This is a genomic window from Arthrobacter sp. ISL-65, assembly GCF_018613795.1.
Taxonomy (GTDB): domain Bacteria; phylum Actinomycetota; class Actinomycetes; order Actinomycetales; family Micrococcaceae; genus Arthrobacter.
In genome coordinates, this window is record NZ_JAGGPN010000058.1 from 1 (window position 1) to 18689 (window position 18689).

18 protein-coding genes and 1 pseudogene are annotated in these 18689 nt (G+C 63.1%); 6 read left to right on the top strand and 13 right to left on the bottom strand.

Annotated elements, in window-relative coordinates:
- From J7I85_RS22480 to J7I85_RS22490, 3 genes are all read right to left on the bottom strand, one after another.
- Positions 1-363, bottom strand: a 363-nt coding sequence (locus J7I85_RS22480; RefSeq protein ID WP_214857498.1) for a hypothetical protein, incomplete at its 3' end; no start/stop codon positions are given.
- Between the two features lie 601 nt (positions 364-964).
- Entirely contained in the window at positions 965-1981 is a 1017-nt protein-coding gene (locus tag J7I85_RS22485; protein ID WP_214857500.1) for a CU044_5270 family protein, read from the bottom strand.
- Positions 1947-2543: a sigma-70 family RNA polymerase sigma factor gene (locus tag J7I85_RS22490; protein WP_308159619.1), complete on the bottom strand. Its 597-nt coding sequence runs from the start codon at positions 2541-2543 to the stop codon at positions 1947-1949. Before J7I85_RS22490 ends, J7I85_RS22485 begins: the two co-directional genes overlap by 35 nt.
- Before the next feature lie 295 nt (positions 2544-2838).
- Between J7I85_RS22490 and J7I85_RS25345 the strand changes: the two are divergent.
- The 3 genes and pseudogenes from J7I85_RS25345 to J7I85_RS22500 form a co-directional block, all read left to right on the top strand.
- A pseudogene (locus J7I85_RS25345) lies at positions 2839-2898 on the top strand (hypothetical protein); the annotation flags it as partial.
- A 224-nt stretch (positions 2899-3122) separates the two neighbouring features.
- Complete coding sequence (locus J7I85_RS25350) at positions 3123-3341, top strand: hypothetical protein (protein ID WP_308159620.1); 219 nt, start codon at positions 3123-3125, stop codon at positions 3339-3341.
- A 590-nt stretch (positions 3342-3931) separates the two neighbouring features.
- On the top strand, positions 3932-4087 hold the full coding sequence (locus J7I85_RS22500; protein ID WP_214857509.1) for a hypothetical protein: 156 nt from the start codon (positions 3932-3934) through the stop codon (positions 4085-4087).
- A gap of 28 nt (positions 4088-4115) precedes the next feature.
- Here the strand turns inward: J7I85_RS22500 and J7I85_RS22505 are convergent, their stop codons facing one another.
- The 3 genes from J7I85_RS22505 to J7I85_RS22515 form a co-directional block, all read right to left on the bottom strand.
- The gene (locus J7I85_RS22505) at positions 4116-4262 is read right to left on the bottom strand and encodes a hypothetical protein (RefSeq protein WP_214857511.1); all 147 of its coding nucleotides are present in this window, start codon (positions 4260-4262) and stop codon (positions 4116-4118) included.
- A 15-nt stretch (positions 4263-4277) separates the two neighbouring features.
- Complete coding sequence (locus J7I85_RS22510; RefSeq protein ID WP_214857513.1) at positions 4278-4940, bottom strand: hypothetical protein; 663 nt, start codon at positions 4938-4940, stop codon at positions 4278-4280.
- Between the two features lie 133 nt (positions 4941-5073).
- Entirely contained in the window at positions 5074-5601 is a 528-nt protein-coding gene (locus J7I85_RS22515; protein WP_214857551.1) for a CocE/NonD family hydrolase C-terminal non-catalytic domain-containing protein, read from the bottom strand.
- Between the two features lie 63 nt (positions 5602-5664).
- Between J7I85_RS22515 and J7I85_RS22520 the strand changes: the two genes are divergently transcribed.
- Positions 5665-6309 (top strand): TetR family transcriptional regulator, encoded by a 645-nt coding sequence (locus J7I85_RS22520; RefSeq protein WP_214857515.1) that lies wholly within the window; start codon positions 5665-5667, stop codon positions 6307-6309.
- 322 nt (positions 6310-6631) lie between these two features.
- On the opposite strand, the gene J7I85_RS22525 is transcribed toward J7I85_RS22520, so the two are convergent.
- From J7I85_RS22525 to J7I85_RS22555, 7 genes are all read right to left on the bottom strand, one after another.
- A complete protein-coding gene (locus J7I85_RS22525; RefSeq protein WP_214857517.1) occupies positions 6632-6979 on the bottom strand; it encodes a DUF202 domain-containing protein in 348 nt (115 codons plus the stop codon).
- Positions 6980-6982: 3 nt separating this feature from the next.
- Complete coding sequence (locus J7I85_RS22530; protein WP_214857520.1) at positions 6983-7417, bottom strand: DUF202 domain-containing protein; 435 nt, start codon at positions 7415-7417, stop codon at positions 6983-6985.
- Positions 7414-8418 (bottom strand): formylglycine-generating enzyme family protein, encoded by a 1005-nt coding sequence (locus tag J7I85_RS22535; RefSeq protein WP_214857522.1) that lies wholly within the window; start codon positions 8416-8418, stop codon positions 7414-7416. The genes J7I85_RS22530 and J7I85_RS22535 overlap by 4 nt, the downstream gene beginning before the upstream one ends.
- A 101-nt stretch (positions 8419-8519) precedes the next feature.
- Positions 8520-10124: a GMC family oxidoreductase gene (locus J7I85_RS22540; RefSeq protein WP_214857524.1), complete on the bottom strand. Its 1605-nt coding sequence runs from the start codon at positions 10122-10124 to the stop codon at positions 8520-8522.
- 59 nt (positions 10125-10183) lie between these two features.
- The gene (locus J7I85_RS22545) at positions 10184-11641 is read right to left on the bottom strand and encodes an aldehyde dehydrogenase family protein (protein WP_251024723.1); all 1458 of its coding nucleotides are present in this window, start codon (positions 11639-11641) and stop codon (positions 10184-10186) included.
- A 243-nt stretch (positions 11642-11884) separates the two neighbouring features.
- The gene (locus J7I85_RS22550; RefSeq protein ID WP_214857534.1) at positions 11885-14239 is read right to left on the bottom strand and encodes an arylsulfatase; all 2355 of its coding nucleotides are present in this window, start codon (positions 14237-14239) and stop codon (positions 11885-11887) included.
- A gap of 57 nt (positions 14240-14296) precedes the next feature.
- On the bottom strand, positions 14297-15679 hold the full coding sequence (locus J7I85_RS22555; protein WP_214857536.1) for an MFS transporter: 1383 nt from the start codon (positions 15677-15679) through the stop codon (positions 14297-14299).
- Positions 15680-16307: 628 nt separating this feature from the next.
- Between J7I85_RS22555 and J7I85_RS22560 the strand changes: the two genes are divergently transcribed.
- Together J7I85_RS22560 and J7I85_RS22565 are read left to right on the top strand one after the other, a co-directional pair.
- The gene (locus tag J7I85_RS22560) at positions 16308-17117 is read left to right on the top strand and encodes an IclR family transcriptional regulator (protein ID WP_214857538.1); all 810 of its coding nucleotides are present in this window, start codon (positions 16308-16310) and stop codon (positions 17115-17117) included.
- 437 nt (positions 17118-17554) lie between these two features.
- On the top strand, positions 17555-18625 hold the full coding sequence (locus J7I85_RS22565) for an IS110 family transposase (protein ID WP_214857547.1): 1071 nt from the start codon (positions 17555-17557) through the stop codon (positions 18623-18625).
- Positions 18626-18689 lie beyond the last annotated feature (64 nt).

The window sequence follows — 18689 nt, forward strand, 5'->3', positions numbered from 1 at the left end:
GCTTGCGACGATGGCAACAAGCCCGGCGATCCACCATAACTTCCCCGACGCCGGTCGCCGGGCCTCAACCGGAACGGGATCCATGACCGGAGCGGCCTTCGGTGCAACCCGCTGCAAACGTTCCTGGACCCGCGGAGTGAGTGTCTCCACGCCGCCTGCAAGCTCGTCGGCGAGCCGGCGCAAAACCGCCTGTAGGCGCGGGGAGGCAGTTTCAATTCCAGTATCCAGCCCGGCCACCGCTCTTTGCAGTGCAGCCTGGACCCCAGGCGTGGCCCATTCCCTGCCCTTGGCCAGATGGGTCATGAGATTCTCGGAAAGACGGTGGGCCTGCTCGGTTTCGGTCATAGGTTCTGCCCTGCGCATGGGTGCCTCCTGGGTGCGATGGATGCCCATAGCCTACGGCGGGCAGCACCGCAGAAACAGGCCGGTATCGGTACCGTTCACATGTCCGTGAGGCGGTTCTAGGTCGGCCGGGGTTCAATGCATCCGGACCCGCTGGTCTCAGGGTCTTCAACTGCGTCCTTCGGCGGACGGCCAGTCGTTCACCTGCGGGGTGGGACGACCTGGGCGCTATGACTGCCGTCAACTTATTCGCGTCCCTCACCGAGATACACGCAGCAATCGGTGCTGGAGCAGCGGGTGGTGATCAAAAACGACCGTTTCTGAATGCGCTCTTGGCAAGCAAACGGTGGAGCGGCTGATCTCTTCCCCTTTTTCAGCTGATCGGAGCCGGTTTGGGGTGAGTCGATAACGACCGTTTCTGCGTCTATTGCAGCAATGGGGGAGCAGGGCGATGTGGGCGGGGTTCTCCTGCGACTGTCAGCGATAAATGGCGGCGTTTTCACAGCGCTATTTGGCGTACGGTGAAGAACGGGAGAAGAAGACCGGCAGACAGTGCCGGTCTTTCTTCTCCCGTTACTGTCGTATCGCTACCGCCATCCAGTTGAGGGGAGGTGCGGGAGCGTTAGGGTGCGGTGTCCGAAATGGTCGTTTCGATCGCGGTCCAGGTCGTGGCCGTTCCCGCAGGCATAGACCCCCGGGGTTCTGTCAGCACTTCACGTTCGCCGATCAACAGACCTGTCGTGGGGTCGATGATGATGTCTTGACGGCGATTGGAAGCTGTCTCCACGCGTCCGATGGCGATGCCTTTTCTTCCATCGAGCGTGGCTTGCTCGTCGGTGACTGTCACCCCTGGAATGAGTGCTGCGGCCTTGTATAGTGCGGCGCGGAGATCGGCAGGGACCATGCCGGTGCGGAGCAGGTCAGCGATGAACACTAACGACTCGCCGTCCTTGGACTGGCCCTTGCCGTCTGTTTGCCTGTGGATTTCAGCCAGGAGGGCGCTTGGGTCACGTGGAAACGCAGCCAGGGCATCTTGTGAGGGAAAGCTGGACTGCTCAGGGGGCGTGCCGTAGAAGCCTCCGTTATTGCCCCGCAGCACGTACCCCTCGGCCGGTTTCATACTGGAGGCGTATTCCTTCGATTTGTCATCAAAGAACGTCGTGGGGATCCGCCCTGATCTTTCCCAAACCCACTCCTCCTCGCGGTTGGCGGGGATGTACATGGTGCTTTTTTCCGTATCCAACCACTCATACTCGCTGCCATCTGCCGCGACGGCCGCACTACCCCAGATATTGGTGCTCTGGATCTTCAAGTACTGCCCCGCGCCCGGTACAAGGTCTGCTGTCTGGATGGTTGTCTCAGCAGCTGCGTTGAGCACTTCCGCGGCCTGTGCTGTAGCTGCTCCCCGCAGTGGGCCGGGCCCAAACACGTCACCGCCGACCAGGACGGCAGCGACCAACACCGTTGCCGCTGAAGCAAGACCCCATCTCATCACCGCGCGGCGACGCGGGTTCTTCTGAAGCTTTACCGACTGCGGATCAATACGTTGCAGCAGCTTAGTCCGGCCCCTGTCGATAGCCGCATCGGTGGCTATGGGAGTCCTGTCACGCATTTCGCGCAGGAGTGATAGCTCGTCCATGCTCAATCTCCTCTTCATCTATGTTCAGCAGGCCTGCGGCATCTCGAATGATGCGCCGCGCCCTGTTAAGCCGTGACCGGACAGTGCCAACGGGAACGCCGGTTGCCAGTGCTATGCCCTCGTAGGTCAGATCAGCCCACGCATAGAGCAGCAAGCATTCCCGGTCTGCTGTCGAAAGCGTCCTGATCGCTGCGGCCAGATTGGATGACTTCGCGGCTGCGTCCAGCCGCTCAGCCACACGATCGGCGCCATCCTCGTAGCTGTCTCGGCCTGCAGCTTTCGCGAAGGCTCTTAGCCGTCTGGCTTCAGTACGGTGGTGCCGGCGGAGCAGATTGGTCGCGATCCCGAACAGCCAAGGCCTGGCATCATCCCACTCGTGATCAAAGGCGTCCCGGCTTTCGTAGGCGACCAGGAACGTTTGCGACATGACGTCTTCGGCTACTGAGTCACCTGCCCGGGTAGCCGCGTAGCGGTACACCGCCCGCGAATACTTGTCATAAAGCGCAGCGAAGGCCTGCGGGTCCTTGCTGGATCGGCGAATCAAGTCGCTATCGGTAGTCACAAACGGTATTGCCCCTAGGCAGGAAAAGAGTTCACGGCAGTCTAGGTCGAAACCGTCTCTCACCTCGGACCAACCGGAAATTGCGACCTCGCCGGACAGATCCCATGAACAGTTACTTGTCTATAGGAGCATCTCCTCGGAACTGAGGCGGAGGGGCAAACGGCCGGCTTCGCTAGTCTCAACTAGCGATCCTGAAAGGATGGGGAGGTGCCGACAATTACAAAGGTTCAGGCGCCGGCTTGTCGTTATGCCGTAGGACCTGTCCGGTGAAGCATGCAATGAAGGGGGGGCCTCTATGGTGCAGGGTAGCCCGGCCTTTGGCGGGGGAGGCGCCATCACTGCCGGGAACTCGTCCCAAATAACGGACGGTGCCGCTGCCCTGGTGCTGGTCAGTGATTCCGCAGCCAAGCGCTTGAACCTGAAGCCCCTCGCCGTCGTCGAATCACATGCTTTCGTAGCCGGGCCTGACGTTCGTCTGCACGACCAGCCGGCCAATGCAATCACAGCTGCACTCGCTCGGATGGACGCAGACCTTGAGGATCTCTCACCGTCGTCGAGATCAATGAAGCCTTCGCAGTCGTGGCCATCCGGTCAGTTCAGAAGCTGGGTATCAGTCCTGACATCGTCAATGCTCGTGGCGGCGCCGTCGCGCTTGGCCATCCCATCGGGGCTTCAGGTGCCCGAATTGTCGGCACGCTGGCGCGGCAGTTGGCCGAACTGGGACCAGGACAGCTGGGAGCTGCTGGGATATGTGGGGGCGGCGGACAAGGATCGGCCGTCATCCTCAGCGCGGTCTAGTCAGCGGGGGACCGAAGACAGATGAATCGCGAGTTGAATGACAAGAAGCAGGCAGCAGCGCCACCCCTACCGGACCGGCGAACTAAGCCCTATCGGATAGTCCAGTGGAAGTACCTGTGGCGTGATGAATTCGTCGAGCTGCGCTGCGGCGTCCAAGCGGAGGGTGCCGGTTGGATTGACGAAATCACCGCAGACGGCACCACCATGTGGGTCCACTTGAGCGCTGGAGGTGGGCGCGTCATGATTCACCAAGACGATGAAATCGACGTCTGGCGAGTTGACCCTCGCATAGGCCAGGACCGCCCTCCGAGCTGACGAGTTGGGAATACCCAAGCGACTGCGGCGGGACGGCAAGGCGATCACCCGGATCGTCGCCTATCGCAACGACTGTCGTCCCGCCGCTCATGAGTAATCCGCCGACGGCGCCCTGCTCGATCCAAGGGAGCGGTGCTGCCACTGTCAGCTCGGCAACCACCGCGGAAACATTTGAAATAGGAATCTAGGGGCAACGCCCTCACTGAGCTGAGAATTTGCCCGGAACACGAGGTGCGGCGTGTTGAAGGCTAAGTTCCTTCGTAAAACGAATAGCAGTGATGCCAGTGAATGGTGGTGGCATCCTCGCGGACGAAGGGGAGCTCGCCTGGTGGTCCATCGTTGACGGTCCAGGACGTTCTTCTGCCGTCGGTGAGATCAACGAGTTTGGGGACGAATTCGCCGATGGATTGCTGGGTTCGGGTCTGGTTTGAATCTGTCGTGGAGTTTCCTTTCAGAGGGTTAGGCAAGGAGCCCGGCGCGCCGTAGCCAGCCTTCGACGGCGGGTGCGGTTTCGCGGACTTCTTGGCCGCGTACTGCCAGGTCTTCGCCGAGCTTCGCGCCGGGGCGGGAACTGTAATCCCGTCCGGTGGTGCCTAGGCCGCTCATTGCGTAGGTGCTCGTTCACCCGGGGCAACCTTCGAGCTCCGCGGCGGCGGTGAGGATCCAGTTTCGGAACTCGACTGCGAAGTGTTGCAGATGCTGCTCGACCACGTCCGGGTCACACGTGGCCGGCAGGGTCACGGACAGACGCGCTGTGAACCCGTCGGGCTCCTCATCGAAGGAGTTGGAGATGGAGCCGACGACGGTTCCGTCTCCGAGTGCGAGACGGGACCGACGAGGGCCTGCGGTTTCAGCAGGAGCGACCGGCTGGTCCTGCTCCTGCTCCGTGACGACGCTCTGATCCCATTCGCGCATGTAGAACGAGCCCACGTGATCGCCGAGTGTCTCGACGATGTTCACGTTGCCGCCTGCCTCTGAGTGGATCGAGTAGTGCTCCGGATGTCCGGCAAGAAGGACGTCTTCATGGGCAAACGCCTGGGAGAGCCAGCCAGTGAACTGCGCGGCGGTGATGCCGTGCGCGCGCAGTGTCGTCGTGCCGGTCCTCTCCCGTCCTGCAGAGCGCTCCGCGTGGGCACGGAGGAAGTCGTTCCCGGCGGCGATCTCGTCCTGAAGGAGTTCCAGCAGGCGCGCGCGGCCGAGGTTTCCCTTCAGCAGCTTCAGTGCCCGCCGTGCGGAAACCAGTTCGAACCCTTCGATGCTTCCGTCGCCGTCCTCGCCCGTCAAGCGCACCCACTGTTCCGGTGCAGGGGTTCGTTCATGTGCGGGTCGCTAGTCATGGTCATTCTTTACTCCCGGTGATTGATACTGGTTTCGGTAGTGCTCCGCTGCGCCTTCCGGCACCCGGCCGCCGCCCTGGTTACCGCGTCTGGACGGGCAGCTGCAGGTAGGAGGCGTGCTGTCCGCCGGTGTGGATGACGTGCGTTCCGCTGTTGGCGCCGGTGTACTCGCGGATTGCAGGCATCAGCGTGCCGAGGAGGTTTCGGGAGCTGATGACGAAGCGGAGTTGTTCTCCGGGGTGGAACGCGAGGCCGATCGGGAAAAGGTCGATCTCGATGGCGACGATTTCCCCGGCCGATAGCTTCTCGACCCGGTCGAAGCTGTGAGCGGGCACGTCCTCGGTCGAGAGTGTCTCATCGAGGCGGCGGGCGGAGACACGGAGTCGTCCGTCGGAGCCCTTATAGCGCAGGATGGTCGCTCCATGATCGGTGAGGTCGTGTGCCACGGCGCTCTGGTTGGGGACTGTGAACGCCTGCAGGGGCGTCCCGTACGCGTCGAGCTTCTGCACGAGCACGAACAGGTCCATGTCGTCAGCGCCTCGTGCCTCGACCCAGAGGTGCGCCTTCGGGTAGCCGACCAGGACGGTCTCCTGCTCGAAACGGGTAATGAAAGGCCGACGAAAAACTCAACACGCGTTGAGAAACTTGAGACCGATTGCTAGATTTGGATCATGACCTTGCAGAGAGAATCCCTGCCGAAAGCGCGTCGGGGACGCAGGCCCGGGGCCGGCAGCACGAGACAGGCGGTGCTCGATGCTGCGCGGGCCCGGTTCGCCAGTGACGGTTTCGGCGCGACGACGATCCGGCGCGTCGCTGCGGATGCCGGCGTGGACGTGTCCCAGGTGATGCAGTTCTTCCGCTCCAAGGACGAGCTCTTCGCGGCCGTGATGTCCGTCCCTGCGTCGGCCCTCGAACGGTTCAACACGGCATTCGAGGGACCCGACGAGCATCTTGGCGAACGGGTGGTCCGGGCCTACCTGGCCGCTTGGGAGGGCCCGGCCCTGGATTCGGAACCGCTGATGGCGATGCTCCGCGGTGCGATCGTCAATGACCACGCCAGGGCACAACTGCGCGATTTCATCCAATCCCGGCTGCTGCACGGCGCAAGCGGTCGCAGCGGTGACGATGCGGCTCTCCGGGCCGGACTCGCCTCATCGATGCTGGTCGGTATCGTCACCAGCAGGCGGATCATCGGTGTGCCTGTTCTGGTCGCCGCGGACACGGAGAAACTGGTCGCGACCGTGGCTCCGGCGATCCAACGAATCCTCGTTGGCGCACCGTCGCAAACCGACTGGGTCAAGGGCGCAGGCGCTTGACTGCAATTGAACGGCCACGTCTACGTCAATGGGCACCCTCGGTCTCGGTCGAGGCCCGGGCGCCTGCCTCAACGGAACCGCCACTCTGACAGCGGCCGCGAGCACGCGGGCGGGCATCCGCGCCCGCCAGCCATCCAGCATGGCCGTGAAAACCCGCTCATCAGCTCTAAAGAGCCCAACATCAGGATCTCTCAAGGCTTACGCGAGCGAAATGTGTTGGGCAGTAGTCATTCATCCGTTCACGTTCAGGTCAGGCCGCAGGTCATTCGGGCGCTTCCCGTTGGCGACGAGGCAGAAAGGGCCGGCCTGAACGCGGCTAGCATCAGGGGTTTAGTGGCAGGAAGAGGACGGTATAGATCCCGAGTAGGGCGAGGATGACGACGCTGGCGGCGACGGAGGCGGTGGAGGTAACGTCCGGGGGCATGCTCTCTTGGTTGATTCCGTGGATGGCGCGGTGTAAGCGGCGTTGTCGGGTGAGGTTGATCGAGGTGGCGGTGATGATGGCGGCCGCGACGAGGGCGCCGACGAACCAGCCGTGGTGCGGCAACCATCGCAGGAAGATTGCCGCCGCGACGAGCATGGAGAGGGTGGTGCGGCCCCAGGCGAGGTCGGTGCGTTCGGGTTGCAGCCCGGCGTCGCCGTGGCCGGGGAGGTGCTGTGGTGCTGCCACGGCTTAGTTCGGCCGGGCGAGGACGAAGGCGACCATGATGACGGCGACGAGGGCGGCGCCGACGGCGAGAAGCGGTGCGATCCAGGGCAGGGGCAGGGGGGTCTTGTGGCGCATGGCGCGTTCGATGTTGAGCCAGCGGAAGAATGAACCGCCGCCGATGAGAAGCGCCAGGGCGAGCAGCAGCACGGAGACGGTCTTGCGCAGTTCCGGGCCGAAGAAGTCGGCCATGAACGCCTCGGCGGCGACGCCGCCGGCGAGCATTGCCAGCGAGGTGCGGATCCAAGCCAGGAAGGTGCGTTCGTTGGCCAGGGTGAACCGGGGGTCGGGGTCGGTTCCGCCGCCCAGGATCCGGGCGGAGATACCGTCCCGCCCGCGGCCTTGGGGGTTTGTATCTGCCACGTGGGGTTCCCTTGTTGTTGTCGGCTGTACCTGCTTCATTTCAGCGCTACGGTGCGGAAGCCCAGGTTGGCAGAGGAGGATTCGGGGGTGTTGGAGGTGCGTGCGGCGACGCGGTAGCGGTTGCAGTAGGAGTCGTGGCAGAGGTATGAGCCGCCGCGCATGACCCGGCCGCGCCCGATGGTGGGTCCCTGCGGGTTGTCGGTGGGGGAGTTGCGGTAGTACTTGGGCAGGAACCAGTCGTTGCACCATTCCCAGACGTTGCCTGCCATTTCGTACAGGCCGTACCCGTTGGGCAGGAATGACTTCACGGCCGCGGTGCCGAGGTGGCCGTCGTCGCGGCTGTTGGACGTGGGGAAGGTGCCCTGCCAAATGTTGCAGCGGTGTTCCCCGCCGGGGATGAGATCGTTGCCCCAGGCATAGCGCATCCCGGGGAGGCCGCCGCGGGCGGCGTACTCCCACTCGGCCTCGGTCGGCAACCGGCGCCCGGCCCAGATGCAATAGGCGAGGGCGTCGTTGTGGGAGACGTGGACCACGGGGTGGTCCGGGATGTCCTGCCAGGTCGAGTCGGGCCCGGCAGGGTGGGCCCAGTCCGCGCCTCGGACGTTCAGCCACCACGGCACCCCGGCAGCGGCTCCCAGGATCTGGCTTTTCGGGGACTGGACCAGCAGATGAAACACGGCGGACGTGCCGTACTGCTCCGCTTCGGTCCGGTACCCCGACGCCTCGATGAACGCGGCGAACATGGCGTTGGTAACCGCCGTCGCGTCAATCCAGAAACCATCCAGCCGCACCTCATGCACCGGCGACTCACCATCGTCTGGGTAACCTTCTCCGAATGCATCCCCCATGCTGAACGTGCCCGCCGGGATTTCAATGCTGTGGTGGGCTTCCTGCCCGTTTCTGCTGATGCTGCGGGCGTGGCTGTCGTTGGCAGCCTCCGGAACAAGCGGCTTACGTGAGGGCGAACAGCATCCCTTTACCGCGCCGGGGGCGAGGGGTCCTCGATCATATTGTGTGGAGTCAGTGATTGGCAGGTTCATGGTTGGCTGGCTGTTCTCGAGTTGTGGAAGTGTTTCGGTGGGTCGGCGCCCCCGCAGTTGGCCTTGCCGGAATGGCCAGGCCACCTGCAGAGGGCGACGGGTCATACGTTGGCTGGGATGGCTTCTTCGGCCATCACCGTTGTCGCGGACTCCCCGGCGATGAGTTCTGCTGCTCGTTCCCCGATCATGTAAACAGTGAGGTTGGGGTTCACCGTGACGAGTTCGGGCATCACTGAGGCGTCTGCGACACGCAGACCTGTGACGCCTTTGACCCGCAGTTCCGGATCAAGCGGGGAATTTTCGCCGTCGGCTGCGCCCAGGCGGACGGTGCCGGCGGGGTGGTAGACGGTGTTGTGGGTTCGCCGGATGTAGTCATGGATCTGCTCGTCGGTTTGAACGTCCGCTCCGGGGAAGAGTTCCTCTCCGGCCCATTCGGCAAGGGGCTGCTGGGAGGCGATGTCCCGGGCCTTGCGCAGACCGGCGGTCATGATGCGCAGGTCGTATCCTTCCGGGTCGGTGAAGTATCGGGGATCGACCCGCGGCTTGTCGCGGTAGTCCCGGGAGCGGAGCCGCACTGTTCCCCTGGAGCGGGCGTGCGTGACGTTGGGTGTGAGGCAGAAGACGTTGTCGGCGGTGGGGTAGCCCTGCCGGTAGGTGTGCATGTCGAAGTTGACTGTGCCGTAGTGCATCATGAGGTCGGGCCGGTCGAGGCCTTCGTCCACTTGGGCGAACACTCCGATCTCCCACCACTGGGTGGAGTCGGTGACCATGGGTTTTTTGGCCTGCCATTGGATGACGGCTTCCGGGTGGTCCTGCAGGTTGGCGCCGACGCCGCGCGCGTCAACGAGTACGTCCACGCCCACCTTGGCCAGGTGTTCTGCGGGACCGATCCCTGAGAGCATCAACAGCTTTGGTGAATCAATGGCTCCGGCGGAAACGATGACTTCGCGGGAGGCGCTGATCGTCCTGGGGGCACTGAAGGTGCTATTGACCACTTCGACGCCGGTGCAGCGCCTTGAATCGTCGAAGACCAGCCGGGTTGCGTGGGTGGAGTCCAGGATGACGAGGTTTTCACGGTCTGCGGCGGGGTGGAGGTAGGACACCGACGAGGAGGCCCGCTTTCCGTCCTCGGTGGCGTTGATCTGGAGGAAATTTGCACCCTGGGTCACCGTCTTTCCTGCGTTGAATCTGGCCCGTGGTATTCCGGCGGCCTCGGCTGCGTCGAGCAGTGCCACGCCACATGGATCGGCGGGCGGAACGTCGCGCAGGCGTACGGGACCGTCGTGGCCGTGGTGTTCGCCGCCGTCGGCATTGTTTTCGATCTTGCGGTAGAGCCGGAAAGCCAGTTCTGCGTTCCAGCCTTCGGCGCCAAACTTCGACTCCCATTCATCGATGTCCTCTGCCGGGGCCCAGAACGCGATGCATGAATTGTGCGAGGAGCATCCGCCCAGGACCTTGGCCCGGGCCATGCGCATGAACGAGTTGCCGTTCTCCTGTTCTTCGACGGGGTAGTCCCAGTCGTATCCGGATTCCAGCAGTTCCATCCACCGGTTGAGGGTGAGAACTTCGTCGATGCCTTCGTCGCGGGGGCCGGCCTCGATAAGGGCTACCCGGAGCGAGGGGTCCTCGCTCAGGCGGGCCGCAACCACGGCGCCGGCCGATCCTGCACCTACCACTACATAGTCAAATTTCTGATCTTCCGGCATGTTCAACAAATTGTCCTTTCTTTTAGTGCCACGAACGCGGGGTTCGACATGTCCGGCCATTACCGGGGGAACCAGCCGGTGACGGCGGGACGCAGGTTTTGGTACACGTGCTTGATTTCCTGGTACTCGGCCAGGCCTGTTGGTCCAAGTTCCCGACCGATGCCGGACTGTTTCATTCCGCCCCATTCGGCTTGGGGCAGGTAGGGGTGGAAGTCGTTGATCCAAATGGTGCCGTGACGCAGGCGGGCGGCAACGCGTTGGGATCGCCCGGCGTCCTGACTCCACACTGCGCCGGCGAGGCCGTAGATAGTGTCGTTGGCCATGGCGGCGGCTTCGTCCTCGTCGGTGAAGGTTTCCACGGTGACGACGGGGCCGAAGGCCTCTTCGGTGAGTACCGTCATGCCGCGGTGGACGTTGTCCAGGACGGTGGGGAGGTAATAGTAGCCGCTGGCCAGTTCATCCGTTCCCCATCGCCCGCCGCAGCGCAGGCGCGCGCCTTCGGCCAGGCCGGCTTCCACGTAGGCTGTTACCTTGTCGCGGTGGGCTGCGGAGATCAGCGGTCCGGCGTCGGCGTCGGGGTCGAAGGGTCCTCCGAGGCGGATGTTCTGTGCACGGCGGACCAGTTCGCTCACGAAGGCTTCTGCGATGGATTCTTCCACGATGAGGCGCGCGCCGGCGGAGCACACCTGTCCCGAATGGACAAAGGCGGCGTTGAGGGCATTGTCGACGGCGGCATCGAAGTCGGCGTCCGCGAAGACGACGTTGGGGTTCTTCCCTCCGAGCTCGAGGGCTACTTTCTTGACAGTGTCTGCCGCTTGAACAGCGATCGTCTTGCCCGTGGCCAGGCCGCCTGTGAACGAGACCATGTCAACGTCCGGGTGGCTCGCCAAGGGTGCACCGACGACGGCACCGGGACCCAGAACGAGATTGGCCACTCCAGCCGGGAGGCCTACTTCGTCCAGGACCTGCATCAGAAGGATCGCTGTGTGGGGGGTGAGTTCTGCGGGTTTCAGGATGAAGGTGTTCCCGGCGGCCAGTGCGGGTGCGACCTTCCACGCTGCCTGCACCAGCGGGTAGTTCCACGGCGTGATCAGCCCGCAAACGCCGACCGGTTCGTGGACGATTCTGCTGACCACGTTGGGATGGCCGGCGTCGACCACCCGGCCGGCCTGCTGGCCGGCAAGTTTCCCGAAGTAGGTGAAGCAGGCTGCGACATCGTCCATGTCGATCTCTGCTTCCACCAGGCGCTTACCGGTGTCCAGTGACTCGGCCCGGGCGAACTCCTCCCGGCGCTCCCGCAGCCGGCGTGCCGTGGCGAGGAGGAGGTCACCGCGTTCGGGCTCGGGGACCGAAGACCATAGGCCCGCGTCGTGGGCGGCCTTGGCCGCCTGGATCGCGGAGACGGTGTCTTCTTCCCCTGCCTCTGCAACTACCCCAGCCATGGACCCGTCTGCGGGGCAGGTAATCGTGCGGGTTCGCCCTGCCTGCGGGGCGACCCATCGGCCCGCGATGAACAAGGTTTCCGCGCCGGCTGGGGTTCCCGTGGACGCTAATAACTCAGCCTCGGACTGTGCTGACTGTTCGCCAAGGTACGTTCCAGACATGGTGTCCTTCCTAATTAAAAAGTTCGTTTCCACGCGGAGAGCGGGCACTGTTGGCCGCGATCTGCTGCCCGACGGGTTTGTCGGGCCCGGACGAGAGCTGGTCAGGTCCGGGCCCGCTGCCCGTCGGGGAATGGGTTTAATGTGTCCGGTCTTTGGTTACTGGTGGGCCAGTGCCATGCGCTGACGGTCGGCGGCCGTGAGGTGATGGTTGTGGTCGTCGTCGTGCAGGTCGATGCGCACTGTGTGGAGGGTGCCGGTGAACGCGTTGTCCACCGGAAGGTAGTCGTCGGTGACCGGGGTGCCGCGGTCGACGCCGACATTGAGCGTCTCGTCGAAGGAGAAGTAGTAGGCGGTGGTTTGGTCGACGCGGCCCTTGCCGACGACTTTGCCGTCGGCCGCGAGACGGATTTCTGCGCCTTGGCCGATGCCGCCGCCGTCGTAGTGGAATTCCATGGTGAGTTCCTGGGGGCCAGGGACGAGGGGTTCGTCGGAGCGGACGATGTAAAGGTCCCGCCCGTAGCAGTTGTGGGCGTAGCTGAGACGCCCCTCCGCCACGTACAGGGACCAGCCGCCGAAGCGCCCGCCCTGGGCTATCAGCACCCCGTCGGCGCCTTGCTCGGGAACATCGACCCGGGCGGTGACACTGTGCGACCTGTTCTTCACGTTCAGGGTAGTCTCTTCGGTGAAGCGGCCCATGCCGGCACGGTAGGTCACCGTCGTCCGGCCGGCGAGCAGGTCAATGCGTCCTGCAACTTCGGGGTTTTCCCGCTCCGTGACCCGGTCATCGAGGGGGAACACGTTGTACTTGCTGGCTTCGATCAGGAACAACTGCTGCAGTTCCCGCAGCTTTTCCGGGTACTTGCCGGCGAGGTTGCGGGCCTGGCTCCAGTCGCTCCTGATGTCGTAAAGCTCCCAGACATCCTCGTCGAAGGAGGGCAGCCCTTCCGGGACCATTTCCCACGGTGTGCCGTGGCGTGTCACCGCAGTCCAGCCCTCGTGATAAATGCTGCGGTTGCCGCACATTTCGAAGTACTGGGTGCGCCTGCGGTCTTCGGCTTCGGGAGCGTTGAAGGTGTAGACCATGCTAGTGCCTTCGATGGGCTGCTGGGTCACGCCGTTGACCGTGACCGGGTGGGGGATGCCTGCCGCTTCGAAAATGGTCGGGGCAATGTCGATGACGTGGTGGTACTGGTGCCGCACGCCGCCGCCCTGCCGGATGCCGTTGCCCCAGCGCATGATCATGCCATCGCGGGTGCCCCCCAGGTGGGAGGCGACCTGCTTGGTCCACTGGTAGGGCGTGTTCATGGCCAACGCCCACCCCACAGGGTAGATGGCGTAGGTGGTCGCGTTGCCGAGGGCATCGAGCTCCTGGGCCATGGTTTCGGTGCTGTCCTTGAAGCCGTGCCCCACAAGGTGCTCGCGCATCGTGCCCTCGATGCCGCCCTCACCGGAAGCACCGTTGTCCCCGAGGATGTAGATGAAGAGGGTGTTGTCGAGCTCCCCGATCTCGTCCAGGGCGGCAACGAAGCGCCCGACCTGGACGTCTGTGTGTTCGGCGAACCCGGCATAGGTTTCCATGAAGGAGGCTGCCACCCGGTGCTCGGTGTCGCTGAGCTCGTCCCAGTGCGGGACGACGTCGGCCCAGGGGCTGAGTTCGGCGGAGTCGGGGACGATGCCCAGTTCCTTCTGCCGGGCCAGCGTCGCTTCGCGCTGGGCGTCCCAGCCATGATTGAAGCGGCCGCGGTACTTGTCTTTCCACTCGGGAGCGACGTGGAAGGGGCCGTGGGTGGCGCCGAAAGCTATGTAGCTGAAGAACGGCTTCTCGGGCGTGAGGGTCTTCTGGGTCTGGACCCAGTTGATTGCCTGGTCGACGAGGTCTTCCGAGAGGTGGTACCCGTCTTCCGGCCGCCGCGAAGGCTCTACGGGGGTTGTGCCGTCGAAGAGCTGGGGGTACCAGTGGTTCATTTCGGCGCCCATGAACCCGTAGAACTTGTCGAATCCCTCCCCGACAGGCCAGCGGTCAAAGGGCCCGGAGGGGCTGACCTCGCGGGGCGGGGTCTGGTGCCATTTGCCGAACGCCGCGGTGCTGTACCCGTTCAGGCCCAGGGTCTGGGCGATGGTGGCGGCGCTGGCCGGGCGGAATCCGGTGTATCCCGGGGCGGAGGTGCTCATCTCGGTCGTCACGCCCATGCCCACCGAGTGGTGGTTCCTTCCCGTCATCAGGGCCTGCCGGGTGGGTGAGCAGAGTGCTGTGACGTGGAAGCGGCTGTAGCGGAGCCCTTCATCGGACAGTTTTTCCGCTGTCGGCATTTCGCAGGGGCCGCCGAAGGCGCTCGAGGCGCCGAAGCCCATGTCATCGATGAGGACGACGACGACGTTCGGGGCCCCATCCGGCGCCCGCAGCGGGGCCACTGGGCTGAAGGGTGCATCCTGCTGATGGATGCCCATCGCCGCAGTGACTGGCTGGCTTTTCCGCGCCGGGATGGGAAGTATTTCGCGGATTTCACTCATGGGGCTTTTGCTCCTGTCGTAGGTCTGCAGTGTTTGTTGATCAGGGGTGTCGGCGGCTCAGAGTTCAGAGCCGACTTTGGAGGCCGTGGTGGGTGTGGAGGGCACAAGCTCGATGGCGCCAGTCTCTTCTAGGGAGCGACTGCGGGTTTCTTCGGCCCAGGCGAGGCAGGCAAGGAGACCGATGAAGGTGATGCCGGCCCCGATGAACATGGTTGCTGAGGTTCCGAGGGTGACCAGTGATACCGGGACGAGGAAGGTGCCGACTGCTGCGCCGAACCGTGTCAGAGCGACCGCGACGCCGACGGCTGCGGCACGGATCCTGGTCGGGAACAGTTCGTTGGGGTAGGCCCATTCGAGGATGCTGGGTCCGCCGGAGAAGAGGGCGTAGAGGCAGAAGAAGGCGACAATGAGGGGGGCGGGTGCGTTGGTCCATAGGCCGAGCGCGATCAGTGGGAGCACCATGAGTCCGAAGGACCAGATGATGGTCTTGCGCCGGCCGATGGTTTCCAGGAGCTTCATCGCGGGCAGGCACCCGAGTGCGAATACGAGGTTGATGATCGCGGTTCCGAGGTTGGCGAGGTTTCCTGCCCCCAATCCCAGGGAGCCCAGCAGTTGCGGGCCGAAGGTGAGCAGTGCGAACAGGGGGATGATGGCGCAGGTGAAGAAGATGATGATGAACAGCATGCGGCGCAGGTAGATTCCGCGGAAGAGGTCGGCGATGTTCCCCCGGGATTCCACGGTCAGGGGCAGGCTGCCGGTCAGTTCTTCGGCGGTTACGCGGACATGGAGGGAGTTTTCGATCACCCGGCGGGCCTCGTCCACCCGTCCGGCGCCGACCAGCCACCGGGGCGATTCTGGGGTTCCTATGCGGAGCAGGAAAACGATGAGTGCCAGAATGGCGCCGCTGCCCAACATCCAGCGCCAGCCGTCGCTGCCCATGAATTCGTTGATCAGGTAGCCCACGAGGTAGGCCAGCGAAGCGCCGATGTACCAGATGATGATGACAGCGCTGAACATTCCGGCCCGCCGTTTCCGTGGAAGCCATTCAGAAAGCAGCGCCGTTGCAATGGGGTAGTCGGCGGCGATGGCGGCGCCGATGATGAATCGCAGTGCGATCAGTTGCCAGGCTTCGGTGGCGACTACCGAGAGGGCCGAGGCGACAACGAGCACGAGCAGGTCGAGGGTGTACATGGGCTTGCGGCCAATGCGGTCCGTGAGCGGGCCGCAAATCAGGCCACCGAAAAACATGCCGATCAGCGAGGCAACGCCGATTGTTGCTTCGACGCCCGTATCCAGATGCATGTGCCCGGTGATTCCAGGCAACGCGATTCCAACGATGGCGAGCAGGTAGCCGTCAAGTAATGGGCCGCCTGAACATGCGGCAGTGAGTTTGCGGTGGAAACCTCTGACAGGTGCATCATCAACAGCAGTGAAACTCATGGAAATGATCCTCAAAAATAGTTGTCGGGTGCGCCTCTTGCATCTGGGGTTCAGCGGGCAAAGGCATGCACACCATGGACTTACTTTCGATCAGGCCTTTCATCACTGGGCCCCGTTCAGCAGGGTGAGCTGCATCGCTCGGGGAGGGACAGGGTTGAGCATTTGTTCGTTGTCGTCTTTCGCTCCATTGCGAAGTGGGGGGCCGATCTGGCGTTGCCCCCAAACAAGCCGGCAGCAACAGCGTGCAAGGAGCGGCCATCCGGGATAGCCGTGTGACGGGGACTATCAGGTAAAACGGCGGCGATGTCCCGCATCTTCCTTCTCCTTGTCGTCGCCACGGGAAGAACCCATCCAGCGGCTGTCAACACAGCGAATTCGGCAACGTTTACGTTCGCTATGTGTACATAGTTGCGCTGTCCGCAACTTACGAGTTCTAGTGTTACCCGGATCACGGCGGAGGTCAAGAGTTTTGTGGAAGATGGGACAGTGTTTCTTGAGAGGCCCTGTGCCCGCCCTTCAGCGAAGCGGTGGGCAGTCACTGGCGCAAGTCGCACTTCCAGCGGAACGTGCTCCTGGTCGGCCATTTCTCGCGGCCATTAACCATGGGTATGAGTGAGAGTATGAAGTCATGGCCACTCCAGTGCGTGACGTTGACACGAATCCCAATGGGGACCTTCCAGGGGGAAGCCTTCAATCCGTCGATCGCGCCATCACGGTCCTTAAAATCCTGGCACGTAGCGGCAGCGCCGGCGTCACAGAAGTCGCCGAGGAAATGGGAGTCCACAAATCAACGATTTCCCGGCTTCTCCGAGCGCTGGAAGCACAAGGAATGGCCCAGAGCAGCGGGAGGGGGAAATACCAGCTTGGGCTTGGCATTCTGCATCTGGCCAATTCGATACCGATGCGGCTTGACCTGGCCGCGGAAGCGCGCCCTGTCCTCGAGGCCCTCGCCTCCAAGTTCGGGGAAACCGTCAACTTGGCGGTTTTGAGCTCCAACCACGTGGTCAACATCGATGAGGCGTTCGGGCCATCAACGTTGGGAACCAAGAACTGGATGGGCCTCCTGACGCCTATTCACGCCACTTCTAGTGGAAAAGTATTTTTGGCCTCACTGTCAGCCGCAGAGCGCGACCGCATGCTCAAAGAATTAGGTATGCCTGCGGTGACAAACCAGACCATCACCTCACGGCAGGAACTGGAGTCGCAACTGGCCGTAGTGGCGAAAGCTGGCTACGCGACGGTGCATGGAGAACTAGAGGACGAACTCGATGGCATTGCCGTTCCTGTCCGCGGCCACCACGGAACCGTCATCGGGGCCGTAAGCATTTCGGGCCCGTCCTTCAGGTTCAAACCTGAAAAACATCCTGAGTTAATTGACGAGCTTAAACAGGCAGGCCTGAAAATCAGCGAGAGCATGGGATTCCGCCCGCGTCCCTAAATGGATAGGAAACGGGTGTGTCGCCGGGCGGCTGCGGTCCAATCTCCGACGTTCGTGTTCGCGTCGATTTCTGGTCTGACTTAGCACAACGCGGGAGCTCTCGCAGCTACTTCTACTCCCGTGGGTTAAATGCCTGTGAGGATTGGGGTGGCTGGTCTGGGATTGGCTGGCAGAGTAGGTGCAGGCCGTTCCACCCGGCGGTCGTGACTCATTAAACGCTTGGCCCCGTCCAAGGGTGTCCTGTTATCGACTTGTCCGTCTGTTGGGTGGGCGGCCGGTACCACCCGGCCCACCTCGGTAACTTGATCAGAAGGTTGCCCGCCCCTTGGGGCGTGGCTCGTCACAGTGTTGTTCCGAAGTGACCTCTACCCGGACTGGTACCGGCCGTGTACGGCCCCTGACCATATCCGCGAATCGAGGAAGGTGCCAGAACCGCCATGACTATCGTTGCGCATTCCCGCCCGTTTGTCGTCGGCGTCGATACCCACGCCCGGAAGCACGTCTTCGCCATCATCGCCGCGGTAAGCGGCGAACGGATCGAAAACCGGGATTTCCCGGCGACGGGGGCCGGTATCAGTCGCGCCATTGCTTGGGTTGCCCGTCGCACCGAGGCCGATCTGGCCACTCTGTGGGTGATTGAGGGCGCGGCTTCTTATGGTGCCGTGTTGGCTGGTGCAGTCGCAGCTGCCGGCTACCAGGTCGCCGAAGCCACGCGCATGGACGCCCTGCCGCGTCGTGGGGTTGGTAAGTCGGATCCGTTGGACGCGCACCGGATCGCTTCTGCCGTACTTTCCTTGGAAGAGGACAAGTTGCGCCGGCCACGGTTGAACGAAGGGGTCCGGGCAGCGTTGCGGGTCCTGGTCAGGGCGCGTCATTCGATGACAACCGACCGGACCAGGACCGTGAACGCGTTGACCGCACTGCGCCGGATCAATGATTTGGGTTTGGATGCGCGCAGCTCGTTGACCGGAAGCCAGATACTGGAGGTGTCCCGGTGGCGGGTCCGTGAAGAACCTCTTGCGGTGTCGGTGGCCCGCTCTGAAGCCGTCAGGCTGGCCAAGCGCATCGGCGACCTTGACGCTGAGATCAAGGCAAACGGCTCCCGGATCACCGAACTGGTCGAGGTAAGCGAAGCCGCGCCGCTGCTGCAGGAATCCGGCTTCGGACCAGTCACGGCAGCCATATGCCTTACCGCTTGGTCTCATCAGGGGCGGGTACGTTCCGAGGCGGCTTTCGCCTCCCTGGCCGGGGTCAACCCCATTCCCGCTTCATCTGGAAATACCGTCCGTCATAGGCTCAACCGCGGCGGCGACAGGACCCTGAATAAAGCCCTTCACATGGTTGCTCTAACGAGGATGGCGTTCGATCCAGAGACCATCGAATACGTAGCAAAACGGCAGGCAGAAGGGCGAACCAAAAAGGAGATCCGTCGGTGCGTGAAACGCTATCTCGCCCGACGGATCTACCGCACACTCAATGCCAGCAGTCCCCAGCCATTACTACGTTGACAACCATAGAAGAGTCGATAAGAACCCTTATGTAGAGCGAGCGCAGGGAAGGGGCTACATGCGC

Bases quoted from the DNA above. Each gene is read 5' to 3' on its own strand.
- J7I85_RS22485 (WP_214857500.1), bottom strand. From the start codon at position 1,981: ATGGACGAGCTATCACTCCTGCGCGAAATGCGTGACAGGACTCCCATA.
- J7I85_RS22560 (WP_214857538.1), top strand. From the start codon at position 16,308: ATGGCCACTCCAGTGCGTGACGTTGACACGAATCCCAATGGGGACCTT.
- J7I85_RS22550 (WP_214857534.1), bottom strand. From the start codon at position 14,239: ATGAGTGAAATCCGCGAAATACTTCCCATCCCGGCGCGGAAAAGCCAG.
- J7I85_RS22555 (WP_214857536.1), bottom strand. From the start codon at position 15,679: ATGAGTTTCACTGCTGTTGATGATGCACCTGTCAGAGGTTTCCACCGC.
- J7I85_RS22565 (WP_214857547.1), top strand. From the start codon at position 17,555: ATGACTATCGTTGCGCATTCCCGCCCGTTTGTCGTCGGCGTCGATACC.
- J7I85_RS22505 (WP_214857511.1), bottom strand. From the start codon at position 4,262: ATGAGCGGCCTAGGCACCACCGGACGGGATTACAGTTCCCGCCCCGGC.
- J7I85_RS22535 (WP_214857522.1), bottom strand. From the start codon at position 8,418: ATGAACCTGCCAATCACTGACTCCACACAATATGATCGAGGACCCCTC.
- J7I85_RS22520 (WP_214857515.1), top strand. From the start codon at position 5,665: ATGACCTTGCAGAGAGAATCCCTGCCGAAAGCGCGTCGGGGACGCAGG.
- J7I85_RS22540 (WP_214857524.1), bottom strand. From the start codon at position 10,124: ATGCCGGAAGATCAGAAATTTGACTATGTAGTGGTAGGTGCAGGATCG.
- J7I85_RS22530 (WP_214857520.1), bottom strand. From the start codon at position 7,417: ATGAAGCAGGTACAGCCGACAACAACAAGGGAACCCCACGTGGCAGAT.